Genomic DNA, 20936 nt, shown 5'->3' with positions numbered 1-20936 from the left:
GGCGGCGAAGTCATTCACGCCAAAAAGCAGCACGCGCGTCATCGCCGCGCTGCAGGACGAGCTGGCCGATCGGATCGCCGCGGTGAAGCCCGGCGCCGGCCCGACCGGCAGCTGGGAGACGACCAATCTGGACGTCGACGGCAATGGCGTGGTCGACCAGCGCGACCTGGACCTCGCCCGCCAGGGCTTCCATCCGTTCGACTGAGCGGCCTCACGGCAGATCCTGACGATGGACTGCCCCGGCGTCTCCGGGCGCCGGGGCACCAAGCACGCCCATTCGCCATCGCAAAGTCTGGATCAGTTGAAATTGCCATAAGTCCAATGTTCTTTATATCAGACAAATAAACAACAAATATTGCCGGGATATTTGAAATCGATCTTGATCCGGAATGGGAAATCTGGACTATCACCCTGTTTCAGTTCTGTGACCGACGAGAGACGGCCTCCGGACGGAGCCGATCGCCGGCTTCGGATTCATGTGATCGGGAACAGAGGGGATCGAGATGGTGGCTCGGATCGACGAGGGATGGACCGGTTATCGGCAGCAGCCCGGAACCGGCATCCCGCTGAACCCGCAGACCTTCAACCTGACCGTCCAGCAGGCCAGGGCCAAGGAGGGCCCGGTGGCTCCTGATCCGTCCATCCCGGCCGATCCCGGCACGCCGCAGGACGATGCCGCCGCCAATGTGTTCGGCCCGGACGAGCCGCCGGTCGGCATCTCCGTCCGCTTTCCGCTGCACGTCGGCGACAACCCCTACGACATTTATCGCCGCGCCGGTGTCGACCTGAGCAAAGACAACGACGATTCGGTGCTGAAGGCCAACCTGGCGGCGACCCCGTCGCTCGACCCGAAGGCCTTCGGCAACCGCCCGGCCAACCCGCCCTCGTCCGCGCACCACCTGCAGCCCGGCCAGGACGGCGACGCGGTCGTCGTGCTGGACAAGACCCGTCTGGGCTTCCTGGAGCAGGAACGGCAGCAGCTGGCCGACGCCTCGGTCATGGTGCTGGCGCCGGACAAGCTGGCGGATCTGAGGGGTGACCTGACCGCCACCATCGTGCAGGAGCTGCAATATGCCGGCAGCCAGCAGGCGGTGCCCGACGTCAAGGCGCTGGCGGCGCCGATCGCCGCCCGCGCGCCGAACGACAAGGTGTTCCAGGACGCCGTCGGCGAGGCCGAGAACCTGTATTCGCGCCAGCTGATCGGCCAGGGCCGGACCGAGGACCAGCTGGGCAAGCTGCTGCAGACGGCCAAGACCGACGCGCCCTACGACCCCGCCAAGAAGGATTCCGACCCGACCTACAACGCCCTGCGCAAGGAGGTCGCGGCGCAGCTGACCGCGATGGCCGACGGCCAGACCGGCAGCACCGCGCTCGGCTCGATCTCCGGCCGCGCCGGCATCTACATGACCTACACCGCCAACGACCCGCGCCTGGCCGACGCGATCAAGCAGGGCAGCCTGGACGCGCAGCAGGAGGTGCTGGTCAACCGCCCGGCCCAGGCCGTGGCCGACGCCTACAAGCAGGGCGGCGCCGCGGCCGCCGCCAAGAAGCTGAACGAGGTCACCGACCCGAAGACGACGACGCCGGCGCAGGTGACCGCGATCATGAACGACGCGCGGGTGCAGTCGACGGCCAAGTCGATCGTGCACGACGTCGCCGTGATCCCGCAGGCGATGATGCCGTCGCCCGGCTCGCCCGGGCTCAAGCAGGCCTCGGCGATCATGTCCGACCTCGCCGCCGCCTGCCAGCACGCCACCTATGCCGATGGCGGCAAGACCGGCGACGGCCGCAAGGCGGTGGACCAGATCGCCGGATACGTCGTCGCGGAATCGAAGGTGCCGGTGCAGCGCGGCCAGTTCCAGAACGTGTTCCAGACGCCCTTCGGCTACAACCAGGTGTCGCTCGACTCCGCCGGCCAGGGCGACGTCGCGCTGTCGCTGTCGGTGGCGGCCCAGGCGAAGGGCAGCAACCCTACGCTGTCGAACGGGGCGCTCTACACCGCGACCCAGGGCATCACGACCTTCAATGACTCGGTCAACTCGCTGAAGCAGACGGCGATGGACCACGCCAAGTTCCTGGCCGTGGGGATTCATGACTGGGGCGGCGTCAGCAGCGATGCCGAGATCGACAAGACCATCCAGAAGATTCTCAGCCAGCCGAACCACAAGGGCGACGTCGACCAGATCAACAAGGACGGCCAGGCCTTGCAGGACAAGGCCGAGACGGCGCAGAGCATCAAGGCCACGGTCGCCGGCTACCAGGACGTGCTGGGCGGCACGCCCGGCTTCGACAAGCCCGGCGGCAGCAAGGACGGGCCGGATTTCGGCGACCTGAAGCAGCACAATGTCACGGCGGCGATCGATGCCACCCCGGCGGCCGACCTGACCGGCGGCAACGGACAGGTGACGCCGACCAATACGCTGTGGGTCCAGCGCTCGGCCCGCAACGTCGTCTACCAGGCGGCCAAGCTGTACACCAACATCGCGCTGGCCGACCCGAAGATCCAGAACAGCCCGGGCAAGCAGACGCTGAAGGGCCTGGTCCTGGGCAAGGAGTTCACGGCCCAGCCCGACGGCAGCTTCAAGGGGCCGAACGGCGAGCATTTCAACGTCCGGGCGCTGTCGCGCATGTCGTCCGGCGTCAGCTCGATCCTGTTCGGCCAGAACGCCGTCTTCGCCGCCACCTCCTTCGCCCAGAGCGGCAATTTCCTGGCCGACGGGTCCTATGCGGTCGTGCACGGCCTGATGTCGCTGTCGCAGGCCGGCAACGCCGCCCTCGGCGACGGCTGGTTCAGCGGCAAGGTCACGCCCGGCGGTGGCAACACCCTGATCAAGCAGAGCTACGACCGGCTGGCTCGGCAGGTCGACGGCCTGTCGCTGCCGGAGAAGCTGAAGAACGGGATCAAGCAGGGGGTGCTGAGCCCGGCGCTGCGCGACGTGGCCGACCTCGCCTATTTCGGCATCGACACCGCCAACGCGGTCGAATACTGGAACTCGGACCAGACGCCGGAGAAGGTGCGCGGCCTGGCCTACAGCTTCAGCGCCGCCGGCGACCTTGCCTTCCTGATGGGCCCGGGCGCGATGGAGGCGGGGATCGCCTCGGGCGTCGGGGCGGCGGAGGGCACCATCCTCGGCCTCAGCGCCACTGCCTGGACCGGGGTCGGCGCCGTGCTGATGCTGGTGGCGTCGGCGCTGAACTACGGCGTCGGCGCCTATGAGCATTCGCACGAGAATGACGGCGCCGACCGGGAATGGCTGGTGGCGATGGGCGTGCATCCCGACGTCGCCGAGCAGCTGGCCAAGCATGCAACGTCATTCGACGGCGACCCGCCGACCGCCGGGCCGTTCCTGACCAAGGCCTACAAGCATCTCGGCCTGTCGCAGGAGAAGATGGTCGGCTGGCTGAACGCCCTGTCGCCGAAGGACGCCGACCGGGTCGCGTCGCTGATCAAGACCTATTACGACGAATGGGACAAGCACCCGATCAAGGAAAGCGTGCAGGCTTTCGACAACGCCCTGCTGCAGATGGGCATCCAGCCGATCGACCTGGTGCTGGTCGCCGACGGCCACTGAGCGGCCGCCGCCTGTCGGCCGATCACCGCTGCGCCCGCCGCCTGGCCTGAGGCGGCTGGCGCGGATGGCCGGTGGCGTCATCCGTCCGCCAGGACTGGGATTGGAACTTCAGGAACAGCGCCGCCCAGCGGCCCTGCGGGAAGGCGATCAGCAGGGCGCCGTCCTGGCCGGTGCCGTTGTCGCCGCGGAACCGCTCCTCCGGGCTGCCCTGGTTCATGTGGATGTTGTGCATGCCGCGCGACGGGGCGAAGCCGAAGCCGTGATCGGCCACCGGGTCGGGCCCGAACGGCTCCCCGAAGGCGTAGAGCATCGCCGCCGGCTCCCCGATCGCGCGGGCGACGATGTGGTCGATCTTCTCGTTCAGGTCGTTGTCTGGGCCCGGCCGGATGGCCGGCAGCGGCCGCATATGCGAGCGGTCGAACAGCCCGCCGCGGACATAATCCAGCCCTTCGCCGCGGGGAATCGCGGTCAGGCCGAGCGGCAGCCTCTCCAACCGCTCGGTCACAGGATGCTCGAAATCGGGGTCGAGGACATACTCCACCGCCGACGGCCAGGACGAGCCCTGGACGTTGACCGCGACCCGGTGGTCCCGCGCGCCGTCATCGATGCGGATATGGTAATGGGTCGACCCCTCGGCGGCGAGGCGGCGGTCCGTCGGGCGCCCCTTCAGCACCGTGTAGCGTTCGAGCGCCATGCTCTGCGGCTAGTCCCCGGCCGCGCGCAGCGGCAGGCCGGGCGGCGCGACGCGGCGGTCATGGCGCAGCGCCGGCACGGCCTCGCGCGCCTCCTGCACCCGCGCCAGGTCGATCTCCGCCGTGACGAAGCCCACCGCCTCGCCCGCGTCGGCGAGGACCTCGCCCCAGGGCGCCACGATCAGCGAATGGCCATAGGTCTGGCGGCCCCTGTCATGGGTGCCGGTCTGCGCCGGGGCGATGACGAAGCTGCCGGTCTCGATCGCCCGGGCGCGCAACAGCACATGCCAGTGCGCCTGGCCGGTCTTGCGGGTGAAGGCGGCCGGCACGGCGAGGATGTCAGCGCCGGCCTGGGCCAGGGCGCGATACAGATACGGGAAGCGCAGATCGTAACAGACGGTCAGGCCCAGCACGCCGCCCGCCGGCAGCGGCGCCGCCACGGCCTGGCCGCCCGGCTCGAAGGTGGCGCTCTCGCGATAGCGCTCGCCGCCCGCCAGCTCGACGTCGAACATGTGGACCTTGTCGTAGCGGGCCAGGATCTCGCCCGACGGCGCGAACAAGTAGGAGCGGTTGGCGGCCTTGCCGCCGGGCAGTCCGATCGACAGCGACCCGATCAGCAGCGTCGCCCCGGTCTCGCGCGCCAGATCGGCGAAGAAAGGCAGGCCGGGATGCTCCGCCTCCGGCAGGGCGCGCTGCAGCACGGCGTCGCGGCCCTGGGCGATGAAGCCCGTGTTCTCGGGGGTGGCGATCAGCGTGGCGCCGGCGTCGCGGGCCCGCCGGATCAGCGCTGCCGCCGCCTGCAGGTTCGGCTCGATCTCGGTGCCGACATTGAGCTGGACGCAGGCGGCGGTGAAGCGGGTCATCCCGTCGGCCTCATCCAGCGGACCGGCCTGTCAGGCCGGCGCGGTTTCGGCCAGGAGCGGGTCGAGCTTGCCGGCGCGTTCCAGCGCCTGGAGGTCGTCATTGCCGCCGACATGGGTCGCGCCGATGAAGATCTGCGGCACGGTGTTGCGGCCATGGGCGCGCTGCCGCATATCCTCCCGCCGCGACGGCTCGGCCACCACATCGATCTCCTCGAAGCTGACACCCTTCTGGGTCAGCAGCTTCTTGGCCATGTAGCAATAGGGGCAGAACGGGCTGGAGTAGACGGTGACGGGTGGCATGCAATCCTCCGAAGAGTCCTTCGAATATGAGGGCATTCGCCCCGGGATGCCAGGGGGTGTGCGTCCGATGAATGGCGCCCATGTCCTGAGCGCGCGCCGGAGTCACGGCGGCGGCACCCGCGCCAGCGTCACCACATCGACCCCGGCTGCCCCCTTTCGCCGTAGCGCACGGGCGCATTCGTCGATGGTGGCGCCGGTGGTCAGCACGTCGTCGACCAGCAGCACCCGCCGGCCCTCGACCAGCCCTTCGCGGCCCGGTCGCACGGCGAAGGCGCCGGCGACGTTGCGGCGCCGCGCCTTCCTGTCCTGGCCGCCCTGGGTCGGCGTCGCCCGGCGGCGGACCAGCAGGTCGGGCGAGACCGGCCGGCCGGATTCGCGGCCTAGCGCCAGAGCAAGCAACCCCGCCTGGTTGTAGCGCCGGCGCAGCAGGCGCCAGCGGTGCAGCGGCACCGGCGCGATCACGTCGGCCTCGGCCAGGAAGGGCAGCGCCGCCCGATGCAGCAGCCGGCCCAAGGCGGGGGCCGCATGGGTCTGGTCACCATGCTTGAAGGCCAGGATCAGCTTGCGGCTGAGATCGTCATAGAGAAAGGCGGCGCGGGCCCGGTCCCACAGCGGCGGGAAGGCCAGGCAGTTGGCGCAGACCGGGTCGTCGCCCGCCCCCTCCGCCGCCGCATGGTCGAAGGGCAGGCCGCAGCGCCGGCACTGCGGCGGGCCGAGGAAGGCCAGGCGGGCCCAGCAGGCGCTGCACAGCGCTCCCGGCGCCATGATCTCGGCGCCGCAGGACAGGCAGCGTAGCGGCAGCACGGCGTCGAGCACGGCGGCTCCCGCGCGTTGTAGCCAGGGGAGGACGGCCGAGCACACGGCCGGCTAGCGGCCGAGGGCGACGCCCTCGCGCCGCGGATCGGAGCCGCCGACCAGCCCGTCCGGGCCGATCTGGATGCCCTGCAGCCCGCTGTCCTCCCCGGTCACCGCCACGTCGTGGCCGAGCGCCGCCAGGGCGTCCTTCAGCCCGGCGACGGCGGTCCCGGCCTCCAGCTCGGTGCGGCCGTTGAGATTGACGACATGGCCCAGATCGATCGCCTGCTGCATGTTCAGCCCCCAGTCCAGCACCCCCAGGATAACCTGGGCGACATACGGGATGATACGGGCGCCGCCGGGCGACCCGATCACCAGCACCGGCTTGCCCTGCTGGTCCAGCACGATGGTCGGCGCCATCGAGCTGCGCGGCCGCTTGCCGGGCTCGACCCGGTTCGCCACCGACCGGCCGCCGGCATAGGGCAGGAAGGAGAACTCGGTCAGCTCGTTGTTCAGCAGGAAGCCGCGCACCATCAGATGCGAGCCGAAGGCGCCCTCGATGCTGGTGGTCAGCGACACCACGCTGCCATCGGAATCGACGACCGAGACATGGCTGGTGTCGGACGGCTCGCTGGAGGTGTCGGAGCTCCATTCCTGCCCCGCGCGGCGCGGCGGGTTGCCCGGCAGCACCGGCACCGGCGCGGCACGGTCCTCCGAGATCGCCTTTGTCCGCGTGGTCAGATAGGTGTTGTCGACCAGGCCCGAGGCCGGGACCAGGACGAAATCGCCGTCGGCGAGATAGCGGTCGCGGTCGGCGGTGACCAGCTTGCCGGCCTCGGCGAACAGGTGCCAGGCCGCGGCGGTGTCAGGCCCGCTCTTGCGCATGTCGAAACGCTCCAGCAGCCCAAGCATCTGGCCGACGCCGATGCCGCCGGCGCTCGGCGGCGCCATGCCGCAGACCCGCCAGGTGCGGTAGGGCACGCAGACGGGCGGGCGCTCCACGACCCGGTAGATCTCCAGGTCGATCGGCTCCAGCCAGCCGGGATTGCCGGACGCGCCCTGGACCGCGGCGACGATGTCGGCGCCGATCGGGCCGAGGTAGAACGGGCTGTCGCCGCTGCCGAGGATGAAGCGCAGCGTGTCGGCGAAATCGGGGTTGCGCAGAGTCTGGCCGGCCTGCAGCGGCCGGCCGCCGGGGAAGAAGTAGTCGCGCGCCCGCGGGTCGCGCTTCAGCCCCTCCCCCGCGTCGCCGGCCAGCAGGGCCGCGAGGCGCGGCGACACGTCGAAGCCCTTGTCGGCCAGCTCGATCGCCGGCCGGAACAGCCGGTCCAGCGGCAGCCGGCCCCAGCGTCTATGCGCCTCCAGCAGCAGCTTGAGCGTGCCGGGCGTGCCGACCGACCGGCCGCCGACCGCCGCGGTGTCGAACGGCATCGGCTTGCCGTCCGGGCCGAGGAACATGCCGGGATCCGCGGCCCGCGGCGCGGTCTCGAGGCCATCGAGCCCGGTCAGCTTTCCCGACCGGCCGTCGAGATGCAGCAGCAGGGCCCCGCCGCCGATGCCGCTGGACTGCGGCTCGACCAGGTTCAGCACCAGCTGCACCGCGATCATGGCGTCGACCGCGGTGCCGTTCTCCGCCAGCACGTCGTAGCCGGCCCAGGCCGCGACCGGGTTGGTGGCCGCCACCATGAACCGCCTGGCGCGGGCCGCGGGCTCGCCCGACCGGGTGGCCACGGCCTGGCTGGCGACGACCGTCTGGCTCACGGCAATGGGCGCCGGGCCGGCCGGCGCGGCATCCGACCGGCCCGGGCCGCCGCCCGCGAACAGCAGGCCGGCGCCGATCGCGCCGCACAGACCAAGGGCCCACCAGCCGCTCCGCCGCATCCTCTTCCCCGGCAAATTGCGCAAAATTTGCATAAGGGAGTATTCCACGACAGCGGCCGGTTCCCAATCCCCCGTGTGGGAGGGGCCGCCCTGCAGGCATGTCAGGCCAGGCTCAGCCCACCATCCAGCAGCACGATCTCGCCGGTCACGTAGTCCGAGCGGATCAGGCCGGACACCGCCTCCGCCACATCTGCCGGCTGCGCCGCGCGCCGCATCGGCGCTGTGGTGGCCCAGAGCTGCTGCGCCTCCACCCAGCTGGCGGTCATCGGCGTGTCGACCAGGCCGGGGGCGACGGCATTAACTCGAATCGTCGGTGCCAGCGACTTGGCCAGCAGGCGGGTCATGTGATGCAGCGCCGCCTTGCTGGCGGCATAGGGCACCGAGGCGCCGCGCGGCCGGATCCCGGCGTGGGAGCCGATATTGACCACCGCCGCCGGCCGGCCCCGCGCCGCCGCCGACTGCCGCAGCGCGTCCTCGGCCTCCGCCACCAGCAGCCAGGGGGCGATGACATTGACCTGGTGCAGCCGGCGCCAGAGATCCGGTGTCGCCGCCTTGAGGTCGCCATGCGGCACCGTGGCGGTGATGCCGGCGCTGTTGACCAGCGCATCGATCCGGCCGTGCCGGGCCAGCACCGCCCGCACCAGGGCCGGCGGCCCGTTATCGGTCGCCAGATCGGCGGCGGAGTAGCTGCCGCCCAGCTCCGCCGCCAGGACCTCCCCGGCCTCGGCCGAGGCGCGCGAATGCAGCGCCACCGCCCAGCCCTCGGCGGCCAGCCGCCGGGCCACCGCCGCGCCGATGCCCGAGGTCGATCCGGTCACCAGCGCCACCGGCCGGTCCGATGCGGTCATGATCCGTGTCCTTCGCTGCCGTCCCTGCGCCACCAAGGACGGTGCGGCGCCCTTATGCAATCCCTATAGTGCGCGCCATGACACAGTCCGACGAGATGATGGTGTTCGACCGCGCGCTGGTGCGCCGGCGGCGCGACCGTGCGGCACCGGGCCTGGCCGGGCACAACTTCCTGTTCGAGCATGTGGCGGCGATGCTGGCCGACCGGCTGCTCGACGTCACCCGCCGCTTCCCGGCGGCGCTGGACCTCGGCTGCCATGACGGCGCCGTGGCCCGGGCGCTGGCCGGCAGCGACCGGGTCGACACGCTGGTGCAGGCCGACCTGTCCCCGGCCCTGGCCCGCAGCGCCGCAGCGAACGGCCGACCGACCCTGGCCTGCGACGAGGAGCTGCTGCCCTTCGGCGCGGCCACGCTGGACCTGGTGCTGAGCAACCTGTCGCTGCACTGGGTCAACGATCTGCCGGGCGCGCTCTTGCAGATCCGCCAGGCGCTGCGGCCGGACGGGCTGTTCCTGGCGGCGATGCTGGGCGCCGGCACGCTGGCCGAGCTGCGCACCGCCCTGGTCGAGGCGGAGACCGAGCTGATCGGCGGCGCCAGCCCGCGCCTGTCGCCCTTCGCCGACCTGCGCGACGCCGCCGGCCTGCTGCAGCGCGCCGGCTTCGCCTTGCCGGTGGCGGATGCGGAGACGGTGACGGTCAGCTACGAGAACGCGTTCCGCCTGATCGCCGACCTGCGCGGCATGGGCGAGACCAATGCCGGGCTGAACCGCAACCCGGCGCCGCCGCCGCGCGCCTTCTGGCCGACCGTCGCCGCCCGCTATGCCGAGCGCTTCGCCGAGCCGGACGGGCGCATCCCGGCCAGCTTCGAGGTGCTGTTCCTGGTGGGATGGGCGCCGCATCACAGCCAGCAGAAGCCGCGCCCCCGCGGCAGCGCCACCCGCTCCCTGGCCGACGCGCTGGGAACTGTCGAGCGGCCGGTGCGGCAGTAGCGAGTCGATGGTTCGGGCTTGTTCTTGTTGTCATCCTCGGGCTTGACCCGAGGATCCAGGGGCTTTCAAGAGCTGCTCTCGGTGGCCCCTGGATTGCCGGGTCAAGCCCGGCAATGACAGAGAGCGGGTTGGACGCGATGTCCGGCCAGTCGCCTCAGCCCGGCGCCAGCTCCCGTCTCATGACGATGGCGTCGACCGCGGCAGCGCCGATCTTGTAGTAGCCCTTGCGGATCCCGGCCTCAGCGAAGCCGGCGCCGCGGTAGAGCGCCAGCGCCGCGGCGTTGTCGGTCGCCACCTCGAGGAACAGCGTTTCCGCCCCGGCCGCCCTGCAGCGCTCGGCCAGCGCGTCCAGCAGCAGGCGCCCGCCACCTCCGCGGCGGCGATCAGGCAAGAGGGCGATCGACAGCAGCTCCGCCTCATCCGCCGCCACCCGGCCGAGGGCGTAGCCGACGGGCTCGCCCGCCTCGTCCAGCGCGATCAGCGCGAAGACGCCGGGGCCGGCCAGCAGCTGCGCCAGCTGGTCCGGCGCCCAGGACTCGGCGAAGGCGGATTCGTACAGGGCCGACAGCACCGCGGCCTCGGCCGCGCCGGCCGGGACGATGCGCAGCGCGGTCAAGGCTTCAGCGTCCGGTCCGCCAGAGGCACCGCATCGGGCGGCCGGACATAGAGCGGCGGCGGCGGGCCCTCCCGCGCCTGGTCCGCCCGCGCCTCGGCCAGCCGGGCCACGGTGGCCGGGTCGATCGCGGCGGGCCCGGCCTGGCGGACATCCGGCCGCCCGGCCAGCGCCGGGAGCAGCAGATGGGCGCCGTCACCGGCGACGGTCAGGGGGCCGGGCGGGACCAGCGCCGCGAGATCCTCGGCCGGCAGGCACAGCGGCTCGCCCAGCGGCGTGCCGGCGGCGTCGAACAGCCGGGCGAAGGGCTCGGATCGCCGGCCGTCCAGCGCCACCACGATCATGCCGGCGTTGACCGGGCCGAGATCCGCCAGCACCGCGTCGAAGCTGGGGATGCCGACGATCCTCCGGCCGGCGCCGAGCGCCAGCCCCCCGACCGCGGCGAGCCCGACCCGGAGCCCGGTGAAGGAGCCAGGTCCGGTGGTGACGCCGAACAGGTCGATGTCGCCGGGCGCGACCCCAGCCTCGGCCAGCACCTCCAGCACCAGCGGCATCAGCCGGACGGCATGGCCCTGGGCCATCGGCTCGGTCCGTGCCGCGACCGTCCGCCCGTCGCGCCGCACCGCCACGCCGCAGCCGGCGCCGGCGGCATCGAGGCCGAGCACGATCATGCGGCGGGCTTTCGGGCGCTGCTCATGGGGACAACCGGTCGGAACACGTGCTCACACGATCCGGCAGACTTCCTCGAAGGCCAGCCGCGGGCGGCGGGGGAATTCCTTGCTGCGGTCGACATAGCCGATATCGACCAGCAGGCTGGAGCGCCAGCGGGTGCCGGAGAGGAAGGCGGCGTCGACCTTGGCGCGGTCGAACTCCGCCACCAGCCAGCAGCCGAGGCCCAGGCCGCGCGTCGCCATGATCAGATAGGCCGCCTGCATCGCCGCGTCGCGATGCGCGGTCTCCTGCGCCAGGTCCGGGCGGGCGGCGAAGCGGATCGCCGTCTCCGGCTCGTCCGGCAGCAGCCGCGGCAGGTGTTCGTGGAAGGCCGAGTCATAGGCCACGATCGCGGTCACCGGCGCCTGCAACGTCGCGCCCAGCGCCTCGGGGTCGACCGCCGGCCGCAGCGCCGCCCGGCCCTCCTCCGACGTCACGAAGACGATCCGCGCCGGACAGGAATTGGCGCTGGTCGGCCCCCGCTTCATCAGGTCGTAGATTGCCCGGAGCGTCGCCTCCGGAATCGCCTCGTCGAGGAAAACGCAGCGCGCACGCGCCTCGCGGAACAGCGTGTCGAGCGCGATCTTGTCGAGCGCCATGGTCATATGTCGCAGAAAATCTCAGCTGGCGGCAGGTAAGCCGATCGCGCGATCCGCGGCAAGCCGCGCCGAATCGAGCTCGGCGAGATCGTTCCCGCGGATCATGGCCCGAACGTCGCGGATATAGGCCGTCCCGCGGGTCGAATAGCGCGTGAGGGTCGACGCCAGATCATAGCCGTCAAGCTCCAGCCGCGCAGCTCGCAGCGCCGCACGGCGGGCGCGGAAGCCGGCATAGGCCGGATGGGTGTTGAGGTTGCGGGCATAGGAGGCGACGCCGTCGATCAGCCGGTCGAAGGCGGCATAGCGCACGGCCGACCCCGCAGTCTGGCCGAACAGAGCGTTGCGGCGCTGGGCGCTGTAGGAGGTGCCCCAGCCCGATTCCACCGCGGCCTGGCCCAAAGCGAGCGAGGGCGGAATCACGTCGACCCGCAGCAGCAGCGCATCGATGTCGCCATCGGCGACGTCGTAGCGCTCGCTGAGCTCGGTGAGCCAAGCCCGGGATTCCGCCGAGGGGGCGAGGCCGAGGCGCTGCAGCCCCTGCAGGGCCAGCAGCCGGTCGCGGTCGTGGCGGATGTCCTCGTTCACCCGCAGCACCAGCGGCAGCAGGGCATTGAAGAACACGTCCTTGCGCAGGTCGGTCGAATCGAGGTGCCGCAGGTCGCCCGGCATCGCCTCGACCAGCAGGCGCGGCACGTCGGCCTCGCCATCCCGCACATCGGCCAGGGCGTAGTCGGCGCTGTCGAAGATCTCGCTGAGCTTGCCGGCGCTGTCGACCTTCAGGACGAGGTCCGAGGTCTTGTCGATCGGCGGCACGGCCGAGGCCGGCAGCGCCTGCTCCCGGGACGGCGGCAGGTCGGCGACCTGCAGCTCGGCGGAGGTTTGATCGGTAGAGGCCGCCGGCTGGGCCAGGGCGGCGAGGGGCACGATCAGCAATAGGCCGGCCAAGGCGGCGGCCGGTCGGAACACACGGAACTGCATGGACCTCGTTCTTGGTTGCGCCCGGGCAGGCGGCACCGGGCGCCCCGCCTATCGGCACGACCGGGTCCGCGGGCGCCTCTCAAATCCAGAGGCGCCGCCGGGGGGAGCGCAGCCCGCCGTCAGGCGACGGCGCGCACCTCCGTCACTTCGGGAATGTAGTGGCGCAGCATGTTCTCGATGCCGGCCTTCAGCGTCATGGTCGAGCTGGGGCAGCCGGAGCAGGAGCCCTGCATGTGCAGGTACACCACGCCGTGGTCGTAGCCCTGGAAGATGATGTCGCCGCCATCCTGCGCCACGGCAGGCCGGACGCGGGTGTCGATCAGCTCCCGGATCTGGGCTTCGATCTCGGAATCCTCCGCCGACTGGCCCTCCGAGCCCTCCGCCGCCGTCTCGGCCAGGATGACCGGCCGGCCCGCGGTGAAATGCTCCATGATGATGCCCAGGATCGAGGGCTTCAGCACGTACCAGTCGATGGTGTCCGCCTTGCTGACCGTCACGAAGTCGGTGCCGAGGAAGACGCCGGTGACGCCCTCGACCTCGAACAGGCGCTGCGCCAGGGGCGACCGCGCCGCCGACTCCGCCGACGGAAAGTTGGCGGTGCCCACATCCATCACCGCGCGGCCCGGCAGGAACTTCAGGCTCGCCGGGTTGGGTGTCTGCTCGGTCTGGATGAACATGGACACGGATCCTTCGATAGGCCGCGGCCCTCATGGCCAACGGCGCCGGCAGGGTGAAGACGACGGCCCGGAAGATCAAGACGAAACGGCGCGCATCAGAGTCGCACGCCAATCGCCGCTGAGCGTTCCGGACCGGTTACTTGCGCAACCTCACCGTCCCGACGAGGTCGCAATGGGGACGGTGATTACGGCTGATTTGTGGCCGCCGGCCCGGTCATTCAAGATGCCGCAGCGCATGGCGGGCGATCTTCCACATCGCCGTGGGCAGCCCGGCCTCGCCCAGCCGGTCCGGCGGCACCAGCACCGCGCCATCGACCGGGCCGTTGAGGCGGCCGGCCGCCACGGTCAGCTCGAAGTCGAAATGGGTGAAGCCGTGCCGCACCAGCCCGGGCAGCAGGCGCCAGCCGGTGCCGCCCGGCGCCTCGGCCAGAACCGCGGCCAGATCCGGCATCGGCTGCTCGATCCAGGCGGAGGACGGCACCTCCATCATCCCGCCCAGCATGCCCTTGGGCGGGCGGCGGCGCAACAGCACGTTGCCCTGCGCATCGGTCAGCCAGAAGGCCACGGCCCGTCGGGTCGGCTTCGGCGCCTTGGCCAGCTTGGCCGGGAGATCCTCGGCGATGCCGCGCATCCGGGCCCGGCACGGGGTCGACCAGGGGCAGAGGATGCATTTCGGGCTGCGCGGGGTGCAGATGGTGGCACCGAGATCCATCACCGCCTGGGCGTAGTCGCCAGGGCGCCGGCGCGGGGTCAGGGCCGCCGCATGGGTCTTCAGGATCGGCTTGGCCGGCGGCAGCGGCGTCTCCACCGCAAAGATCCGGGCCATCACCCGCTCGACATTGCCGTCCATCACCGCGGCCGGCCGGTCGAAGGCGATCGCCGCGATCGCCGCCGCGGTGTAGTCGCCGATCCCCGGCAGCTGCCGCAATTCCGCCTCCGTGGACGGGAACACTCCGCCATGGCGTTCCACCACCAGCGCGGCGCAGCGATGCATGTTCCGGGCCCGGGCGTAGTAGCCGAGCCCCGCCCAGGCGGCCAGCACCTCCTCCACCGGCGCCGCCGCCAGGTCCGCCACGGTCGGCCAGCGCCGGGTAAAGTCGAGGAAATAGTCCTTCACCGCCGCCACGGTGGTCTGCTGCAGCATGATCTCGCTGAGCCAGACCCGGTACGGGTCGGCCTTCTGCCCGGGCAGCGCGCGCCAGGGCAGCACGCGGCGGTGCCGGTCGTACCAGGCCAGCAGTGCCGGGGCGAAGCCGGCTGGGGCGAAATCGGCGGACGTGGCTGTATCGGGCATGGCTCGCGTTGCCGCTCGGGGGTGCGTTGGGCCACTATAGGGGGGCGAGTCCCGCAATTCGATCACACAGTCGTGCCCCACCGATGAGCTATCCGCGATCCATGGCCGCCCTGGTCCCCGCCCTCGCCCGCAAGGCGCTGGGCGGCGGGCGCAGCGCCATCGGCAGCCTGTTCGCGGACTGGCCGTCGGTAGTCGGCGACCACTGGGCCGACAAGGCGGTGCCGGAGAAGCTGAGCTTCCCGGCCGGCAAGCGCGACGGCGGCACCCTGGCGCTGCGGGTCGACCCGGCCGATGCCCTGCTGCTGCAGCACGACCAGGACCGGCTGATCGAGCGGATCAACGGGCATTTCGGCTATGCCGCGATCATCCGCATCAAGCTGCTGCAGGCGCCCCTGGCCCGCCGGCCCGCGACACCGCGCCGCCGTTCCCTGACCCCGTCGGAGGAGGCGATGCTGGCGGGGCCGCTCGAATCGGTCGACGACCCCGAGTGGAAATCCCGACTTGCGGCCTTCGGCCGGGCGCTCTATGCCCGGACGCCACCGCGATGAGATGTGTGGGCGCGAGGCCCGGACCCATGGAGACCATCGGATGCTGAAGACCCTGCTCGCCGGACTGGCCGTGGCCGCCGCGACTTTCATGGCCGGATCGGCCTCCGCCCAATCGACCTGGGATCCGAAGATCACTGACAAGGACTATGTGCTCGGCAAGGCCGACGCGCCCGTGACGGTGCTGGAGTTCGCGTCCTTCACCTGCCCGCACTGCGCCGCCTTCACCAACGACGTGCTGCCGAAGATCGAGAAGAGCTACATCGACAGCGGCAAGGTGAAGTTCGTGTTCCGCCAGTTCCCGCTGAACGGGCTGGACCTGCGGGCCGGCATGATGGCGCGCTGCGCCCCGCGCGAGCAGTATTTCAACATCGCCAAGGTGCTGTTCCAGACGCAGCAGAGCTGGGCCACCGCCAGCGACCCGATCGGCGCCCTGGCGCAGATCGGCGGCATGGCCGGGCTGCCGAAGGACAAGTTCGACGCCTGCCTGGCCGACAACAGCATCGCCGACGGCATCGTCAACGGCATGCAGGCGGCGCAGACCGAGTACCAGGTCAACGCCACCCCGACCTTCGTCGTCGAGGGCGAGAAGCTCGAGGGCGAGGCCAGCTTCGACACCTTCAAGGCGCTCTTCGACAAGAAGCTCGCCGAGAAGGGCGTCGCCACCAACTGACCGCCTAGGAGCGCGCCGCCGTGCACTTCGCCCGGCTCCGCCTGTCGGGCTTCAAATCCTTCGTCGACGCGACCGACGTGGCCATCGAGCCCGGCCTGACCGGCGTGGTCGGGCCGAATGGCTGCGGCAAGTCGAACCTGGTCGAGGCGCTGCGCTGGGCGATGGGCGAGAACTCCGCCCGGCGCATGCGCGGCCAGGAGATGGACGACGTCATCTTCGGCGGCACCACCGGAAGGGCGGCGCGCAACCTGGCCGAGGTGACGATCACGCTGGACAACAGCGACCGCACCGCGCCGGGCTTCGACCAGGCCGACACCATCGAGGTCAGCCGAAGGATCGAGCGCGGCACCGGCTCCGAGTACCGGGTGAACGGCAAGCCGGTGCGCGCCCGCGACGTTCAGTTGCTGTTCCAGGACAACGCCTCCGGCCCCGCCTCTCCCGCCCTGGTCAGCCAGGGCCGGATCGCGGCGATGATCTCCGCCCGCCCGGCGGAGCGGCGGCAGATCCTGGAGGAGGCGGCGGGCATCACCGGCCTGCACAGCCGCCGGCACGAGGCCGAGCTGCGGCTGCGCTCGGCCGAGGAGAACCTGGTCCGCCTGGACGACGTTCTGGTGCAGCTCGACGCCCAGCTAGGCGGCCTGCGCAAGCAGGCCCGGCAGGCGGCGCGCTACCGCACCATCTCGGAGCAGATCCGCCAGGTCGAGGCGACGCTGCTGCACCTGCAATGGACCGCGGCGGTCACGACGCTGGCCGAGGCGCGCCGTGCCTACGACGCCAATGAGCAGGTGGTGCGCGAGCGGATGATCGCGGCCACCCGCGCGACCACCGAGCAGGCCGAGGCCGCGGCCGCCCTGCCCGCTCTGCGCAAGGCCGACGGCGACTCCGCCACGGCGCTGCAGCGCTATCTGGTCGAGCGCGAGACGCTGGAGGCCGAGGCCGGCCGGCTGAGCCAGTCGATCCTGGAGACCAAACGCCGGCTGGAGCAGGTGACGGGCGACCTGGTGCGCGAGCGCTCGCTGGGCGCCGACGCCGCCCAGGCCCTGGCCAAGCTGCAGGAGGAGCGCGAGCGGATCGAGCGCCAGAGCGCCGGCGAGGCCGAGGCGGAGGCCGAGGCACGGGCGGCGATCGACACCCAGCGCGGCATCGTCGACGAGCTGGACGGCCGGCTGACCGCCCTGACCGAGGCCGCGGCCGGCGACGAGGCGCGGCGGCAGAGCCTGGCCAAGCGGCAGCGCGAACTGGAGGGCCGCCTGCTGGACCTGGCCCGCCGGCACGAGGACGCGCTGCGCCAGATCGCCCAGGTCGAGGCCGAGCTGGCCGGCGCCGACGGCGCCGAGGCCGCCGCCCTGGTCCTGGCCGAGGCGGAGGCCCGGCTGGAGGCGGCGCAGGAGGCGGTGGAGACGGCGGAAAGCCGCCGCCAAGCCGCCGATTCGGCCTTCTCAGGCGCCCGCGACGCCGCCCAGGCGGCGGAAGGCGCGGCCACAAGGCTGAAGGCCGAGGCCGACGGCCTGCGCGCCGCGCTCGGCTCCGGCAAGGGCGGCGACGCGGCCCGCGCCCCGATCCTGGACCAGCTGAAGGTCAAGCCCGGTTGGGAGGCGGCGCTGGGCGCCGCGCTCGGCGACGAGGCCTCGGTGCCGGCCGACCGCTCGGCGCCGCTGCACTGGGCCGAGCTGCCCGGCTATGACAACACCGCGCCGCTGCCGCAAGGGGCCGAGCCGCTGGCCGCCCATGTCACCGCCCCGGCCGCCCTGGCGCGCAGGCTGGCCCATATCGGCGTGGTCGAGGATGCGGCGGCGGCCGAGGCGCTGCAGCCGGTCCTCAGCCCCGGCCAAGCGCTGGTGACCAAGGCCGGCGGCCGCTGGCGCTGGGACGGGCTGGTGGCCCGGCCGGGCGCGCCCTCCCCCGCCGCGGCACGACTGCAGCAGCGCAACCGGCTGGAGCAGCTGGAGGCACAGCTTGCCACCGCCGCCGAGGCGGCCGAGACGGCGCGGCGGGCGGCCGATGCGGCGCGCCAGGCGGCCCAGGCGGCGCAGGATGCCGACCGGGCGGCGCGGCGCAGCCAGCAGGACGCCGTCGCCGCCGTCGGCCGCGCCCGCGAGGCGCAGAGCAAGGCGGCCCAGGCCGAAGCAGCGCGGCGCAGCCGGCTGGCGGCGCTGGCCGCCCAGGGCGAGCGCCTGGCCGCCGACCGCGACGACGCGATGCGCGAGCGCGAGGAGGTGGCGGCCGAGATCGCGGCTTTGCCCGATGGCGAGGACCAGCGCCGGGCGGTGGGCGAGATCCGCTCGGCTTTGGCCGAGGCTCGGTCGGGGCTGGGCGCCCGGCAATCGGCGCTGGAGCGGCTGCAGCGCGAGGCGGGCGGTCGGCGTGGCCGGCTGCGCGCGATCGAGAGCGAGGTGCAGGGCTGGGACAGCCGCGCCCGTGGCAGCGCCGACCGGCTGGCCGAGCTGGAGGCGCGGCTGGAGGAGAACCGGGCGACGCTGCTGGAGCTGGACGCCAGGCCGGCCGAGATCGCCGCCCGGCGCGAGACGCTGATCGGCCAGATCGACGAGGCCGAGCGCCGCCGCCGCATGGCCGCCGATGCGCTGGCGGTCGGCGAACAGCGCCAGGAGGCCGCGGCCCGCGCCCTGCGCGCAGCCGAATCAGCCCTGGCCGAATCGCGCGAGACCCGGGTGCGGGGCGAGGCGGCGGTGGTCGCGGCCCAGACCGCGGTCGAGGGGCTTCGCACCCGCATCGCCGAGCGGCTGGACTGCGCGCCGGAAGCCGTCGCCGGCCTGGCCGGGCTGACCCCGGATACGCCGCTGCCGGACCAGGAGGACACCGCCCGCAAGCTTGACCGGCTGAACCGCGAGCGCGAGGGCATGGGCCCGGTGAACCTGCGCGCCGAGGTCGAGATCGTCGAGATCGAATCCCAGCACACGCGGCTGTCGGCGGAGAAGGAGGACCTGACCGCCGCCATCGCCAAGCTGCGCCAAGGCATCAACTCGCTGAACCGCGAGGCGCGGGAGCGGCTGGTGGCCAGCTTCGACGTCGTCGACGGCCATTTCCGCACCCTGTTCACCCGGCTGTTCGGCGGCGGCAAGGCCCAGCTGTCGCTGACCGACACCGAGGACCCGCTGGAGGCGGGGCTGGAGATCTTCGCCAGCCCGCCGGGCAAGAAGCTGCAGCACCTGTCGCTGCTGTCGGGCGGCGAGCAGGCGCTGACCGCCGCGGCGCTGATCTTCGCCGTGTTCCTGACCAACCCGGCGCCGATCTGCGTGCTGGACGAGGTCGACGCGCCGCTGGACGACGCCAATGTCGACCGGCTGTGCAGCCTGCTGGTCGAGCTGGCAGAGGGCGGCCGCACCCGCTTCCTGATCATCACCCACCACCGCATGACCATGGCGCGGGTGAACCGGCTCTACGGCGTCACCATGATCGAGCGCGGCGTGAGCCAGCTGGTCTCGGTCGACCTCGAGCAGGCCATCCGCCACGCCCAGCCGCACCAGCAGGAGCTGGCGGTCTGAGGCCGACGGCCGCTCACCAAAGGCGAGTGACGATTCCGTCGAACACGACGTCAGCCGAGATCAGCGGCAGGTTGTTGTGGATGGCGGTTGCGGCCAGAAGGCGGTCGAAAGGGTCGCGGTGTGGCCATGGCATTGTTGCCGCCCGGAGACAGACGAATGGGTCGAGCTCGGCGGCCCCACCACCCTGCTGCTCGAGAAGCGATGGCAGCCGATTCAGGAAGGGCTCCATCTCCGGCCATTTGCCGAGCCGCACCTTTTGCCCGATCTCGAAGAAGGTGATCGGGCTGACGAGCACTGCCTGAGCCTCTTCGATTGCTTCCTGCGCCTTGATCGAGAGCCGATCGTCGCCCGTAAGGCTCCAAGCCCAGGCATGGGTGTCGAGCAGGACAGCCCTCACTTGCCGCCTTCCCAGGCGGCAAGATCATCCTCGCTCATCGGCTCGAAGAAGTCAGGTCCGGGGCCGCCCAGCTCGTCCTTGAGCAGGCCGATCTGGAACTTGCTCTGCGGAATCGCGACCAGCTTGACCACGGGCTTACGCCCCTTGGCAATCACCACTTCCTCACCCGACAGCGCGGCGTCGATCAGCTTGGAAAGGTGGGTCTTGGCGACGTGGACAGTGACCTGCATGAGTATTCTCCGAGAATATGGCTAACTTAGCCAACACGCCAATGTTGGTCAAGTTAGCCAACCATCCGAGCCGTCCTTACGGCTCCGTCTGGTCCACCCGGATCAGCACCTTGTCGATGCGGTTGCCGTCGAGGTCGAGGACCTCGTAGCGCACGCCGTTCTCGATGAAGCTCTCCGCCACCTTCGGCAGGTGGCCGAGATGCCAGAGCACGAAGCCGGCCAGGGTCTGGTAGTCGCCGTCTTCCGAGCGCAGGCCGCGCAGGCGCAGCAGGCGCTCGACCTCGTCGATCGGGATCATGGCGTCGACCAGCCAGCTGCCGTCCTCGCGCCGGACGATCGAATAGCCGCCGGCATCCGCCGTCAGGTCGGCGACCTCGCCGGCGATCGCCGCCAGGATGTCGCTGGGTGTCACCAGCCCCTCGACGCTGCCATATTCGTCGACCACCACGGCCAGGTGGATCGGCGCGCTGCGGAAGGTGGTCAGCAGCTTCAGCGCCGGGGTGCCGTCCGGCACCACCAGCGGCGGCCGCATGGTCTCGGCCACGTCGAACGGGCCGCCGCCGAGCATACGGTCGAGCATGTCCTTGGTCTGGACCACGCCCTGGATCTCGTCGAGCTCTCCGCGCGCCACCGGGAAGCGGCTGCAGCCGCTCTCGGCGATGGTCCTGCGGATCTCGTCCGGGCTGTCCTCGAGGTCGACCCAGACCATTTCGTGCCGCGGCGTCATGATCGAGCGCACCGACCGGTCGGCCAGGCGCAGCACGCCGTCGATCATCTCG

21 protein-coding genes are annotated in these 20936 nt (G+C 71.6%); 6 read left to right on the top strand and 15 right to left on the bottom strand.

What is annotated here, in order from left to right; all coding sequences use genetic code 11:
• Together ABDW35_RS10645 and ABDW35_RS10640 are read left to right on the top strand one after the other, a co-directional pair.
• Positions 1-205 (top strand): hypothetical protein (locus ABDW35_RS10645; RefSeq protein WP_343713842.1); only part of this gene is annotated, 205 nt, incomplete at its 5' end.
• Positions 206-503: 298 nt separating this feature from the next.
• Positions 504-3572: a hypothetical protein gene (locus tag ABDW35_RS10640; RefSeq protein ID WP_343713841.1), complete on the top strand. Its 3069-nt coding sequence runs from the start codon at positions 504-506 to the stop codon at positions 3570-3572.
• Positions 3573-3594: 22 nt separating this feature from the next.
• Here ABDW35_RS10640 and ABDW35_RS10635 read toward each other — a convergent pair whose 3' ends face one another.
• The 6 genes from ABDW35_RS10635 to ABDW35_RS10610 all read right to left on the bottom strand — a co-directional run bounded on the left by ABDW35_RS10635 (position 3595) and on the right by ABDW35_RS10610 (position 8951).
• Entirely contained in the window at positions 3595-4266 is a 672-nt protein-coding gene (locus ABDW35_RS10635) for a YukJ family protein (protein ID WP_343713840.1), read from the bottom strand.
• Between the two features lie 9 nt (positions 4267-4275).
• Positions 4276-5127 carry a carbon-nitrogen hydrolase family protein gene (locus ABDW35_RS10630; RefSeq protein WP_343713839.1) on the bottom strand — a complete coding sequence of 284 codons (852 nt, stop codon included), beginning with the start codon at positions 5125-5127 and terminating at the stop codon, positions 4276-4278.
• Positions 5128-5157: 30 nt separating this feature from the next.
• Positions 5158-5427 (bottom strand): glutaredoxin 3, encoded by a 270-nt coding sequence (grxC, locus tag ABDW35_RS10625; RefSeq protein WP_343713838.1) that lies wholly within the window; start codon positions 5425-5427, stop codon positions 5158-5160.
• Positions 5428-5529: 102 nt separating this feature from the next.
• Entirely contained in the window at positions 5530-6243 is a 714-nt protein-coding gene (locus tag ABDW35_RS10620; RefSeq protein ID WP_343713837.1) for a ComF family protein, read from the bottom strand.
• A 51-nt stretch (positions 6244-6294) separates the two neighbouring features.
• Complete coding sequence (ggt, locus tag ABDW35_RS10615; RefSeq protein WP_343713836.1) at positions 6295-8103, bottom strand: gamma-glutamyltransferase; 1809 nt, start codon at positions 8101-8103, stop codon at positions 6295-6297.
• 101 nt (positions 8104-8204) lie between these two features.
• Positions 8205-8951 carry an SDR family oxidoreductase gene (locus tag ABDW35_RS10610; protein WP_343713835.1) on the bottom strand — a complete coding sequence of 249 codons (747 nt, stop codon included), beginning with the start codon at positions 8949-8951 and terminating at the stop codon, positions 8205-8207.
• Positions 8952-9028: 77 nt separating this feature from the next.
• Here ABDW35_RS10610 and ABDW35_RS10605 point away from each other — a divergent pair, with 77 nt between their 5' ends.
• Positions 9029-9937 (top strand): methyltransferase domain-containing protein, encoded by a 909-nt coding sequence (locus ABDW35_RS10605; protein WP_343713834.1) that lies wholly within the window; start codon positions 9029-9031, stop codon positions 9935-9937.
• Positions 9938-10091: 154 nt separating this feature from the next.
• Here the strand turns inward: ABDW35_RS10605 and rimI are convergent, their stop codons facing one another.
• The 6 genes from rimI to mutY form a co-directional block, all read right to left on the bottom strand.
• Positions 10092-10553 carry a ribosomal protein S18-alanine N-acetyltransferase gene (gene rimI, locus ABDW35_RS10600; RefSeq protein WP_343713833.1) on the bottom strand — a complete coding sequence of 154 codons (462 nt, stop codon included), beginning with the start codon at positions 10551-10553 and terminating at the stop codon, positions 10092-10094.
• Positions 10550-11221, bottom strand: coding sequence for a tRNA (adenosine(37)-N6)-threonylcarbamoyltransferase complex dimerization subunit type 1 TsaB (tsaB, locus tag ABDW35_RS10595; protein WP_343713832.1), 672 nt, complete (start codon positions 11219-11221; stop codon positions 10550-10552). Before tsaB ends, rimI begins: the two co-directional genes overlap by 4 nt.
• A 51-nt stretch (positions 11222-11272) precedes the next feature.
• The gene (locus ABDW35_RS10590; RefSeq protein ID WP_343713831.1) at positions 11273-11860 is read right to left on the bottom strand and encodes a malonic semialdehyde reductase; all 588 of its coding nucleotides are present in this window, start codon (positions 11858-11860) and stop codon (positions 11273-11275) included.
• A 21-nt stretch (positions 11861-11881) separates the two neighbouring features.
• Positions 11882-12838 carry a glucosaminidase domain-containing protein gene (locus tag ABDW35_RS10585; protein ID WP_343713830.1) on the bottom strand — a complete coding sequence of 319 codons (957 nt, stop codon included), beginning with the start codon at positions 12836-12838 and terminating at the stop codon, positions 11882-11884.
• A 119-nt stretch (positions 12839-12957) separates the two neighbouring features.
• Positions 12958-13515 carry a NifU family protein gene (locus ABDW35_RS10580; protein ID WP_343713829.1) on the bottom strand — a complete coding sequence of 186 codons (558 nt, stop codon included), beginning with the start codon at positions 13513-13515 and terminating at the stop codon, positions 12958-12960.
• Positions 13516-13729: 214 nt separating this feature from the next.
• Positions 13730-14809 (bottom strand): A/G-specific adenine glycosylase, encoded by a 1080-nt coding sequence (mutY, locus tag ABDW35_RS10575; RefSeq protein WP_343713828.1) that lies wholly within the window; start codon positions 14807-14809, stop codon positions 13730-13732.
• Between the two features lie 101 nt (positions 14810-14910).
• Here mutY and ABDW35_RS10570 point away from each other — a divergent pair, with 101 nt between their 5' ends.
• The 3 genes from ABDW35_RS10570 to smc are packed head-to-tail and all read left to right on the top strand — an operon-like array spanning position 14911 to position 19530.
• On the top strand, positions 14911-15357 hold the full coding sequence (locus ABDW35_RS10570) for a DciA family protein (protein ID WP_343713827.1): 447 nt from the start codon (positions 14911-14913) through the stop codon (positions 15355-15357).
• A 40-nt stretch (positions 15358-15397) separates the two neighbouring features.
• The gene (locus tag ABDW35_RS10565) at positions 15398-16027 is read left to right on the top strand and encodes a DsbA family protein (RefSeq protein WP_343713826.1); all 630 of its coding nucleotides are present in this window, start codon (positions 15398-15400) and stop codon (positions 16025-16027) included.
• 20 nt (positions 16028-16047) lie between these two features.
• Positions 16048-19530, top strand: a complete 3483-nt coding sequence (gene smc / locus ABDW35_RS10560; RefSeq protein ID WP_343713825.1) for a chromosome segregation protein SMC — start codon at positions 16048-16050, stop codon at positions 19528-19530.
• Between the two features lie 13 nt (positions 19531-19543).
• On the opposite strand, the gene ABDW35_RS10555 is transcribed toward smc, so the two are convergent.
• From ABDW35_RS10555 to ABDW35_RS10545, 3 genes are all read right to left on the bottom strand, one after another.
• A complete protein-coding gene (locus ABDW35_RS10555; RefSeq protein ID WP_343713824.1) occupies positions 19544-19927 on the bottom strand; it encodes a type II toxin-antitoxin system VapC family toxin in 384 nt (127 codons plus the stop codon).
• Positions 19924-20157, bottom strand: coding sequence for a type II toxin-antitoxin system Phd/YefM family antitoxin (locus tag ABDW35_RS10550; RefSeq protein ID WP_343713823.1), 234 nt, complete (start codon positions 20155-20157; stop codon positions 19924-19926). The genes ABDW35_RS10555 and ABDW35_RS10550 overlap by 4 nt, the downstream gene beginning before the upstream one ends.
• Positions 20158-20233: 76 nt before the next feature.
• The coding region (locus ABDW35_RS10545) for a hemolysin family protein (RefSeq protein ID WP_343713822.1) at positions 20234-20936 on the bottom strand (703 nt) is incomplete at its 5' end.

The organism is Inquilinus sp., assembly GCF_039594555.1.
In the GTDB taxonomy this organism is placed as follows: domain Bacteria; phylum Pseudomonadota; class Alphaproteobacteria; order DSM-16000; family Inquilinaceae; genus Inquilinus.
Note: the sequence above shows the minus strand (reverse complement) of the source record. Positions and strands in the feature narration are given on the sequence as shown.